This window comes from Staphylococcus pasteuri (genome assembly GCF_030547725.1).
Taxonomy (GTDB): Bacteria; Bacillota; Bacilli; order Staphylococcales; family Staphylococcaceae; genus Staphylococcus; species Staphylococcus pasteuri.
The window spans coordinates 1-231 of record NZ_JAUOQO010001091.1 but is presented as its reverse complement, the minus strand read 5'-3'; the positions used below and the strand labels follow the sequence as shown (position 1 = coordinate 231).

General features: G+C 61.0%; 1 protein-coding gene. It reads right to left on the bottom strand.

Annotated elements, in window-relative coordinates:
• Positions 1–231: peptidylprolyl isomerase (locus Q4528_RS16520; RefSeq protein ID WP_303522884.1), on the bottom strand; the 231-nt coding region annotated here is incomplete at both ends.

Sequence of the window (231 nt, the reverse complement as noted above, 5' to 3'; positions counted from 1 at the left end):
GATGAAGAACTGCGAATTGGCGCTGTTCGGGTTCTGGCTGCGGGCCATGCCGACCACACCGCGATCAAACGGCGTATCGGAAAATTCTGCCGGAAGATCGGCGCGATCCGAACCGCCCCGCCCTGCCATCTGCATGGAAAAGCCCGCCACGCTGGTGTTGCCGAATTCGACATCGCCGGTCTGTGCCATGAAACCGTCGATCACGCGGTGAAAGACCACGCCGTCATAGGC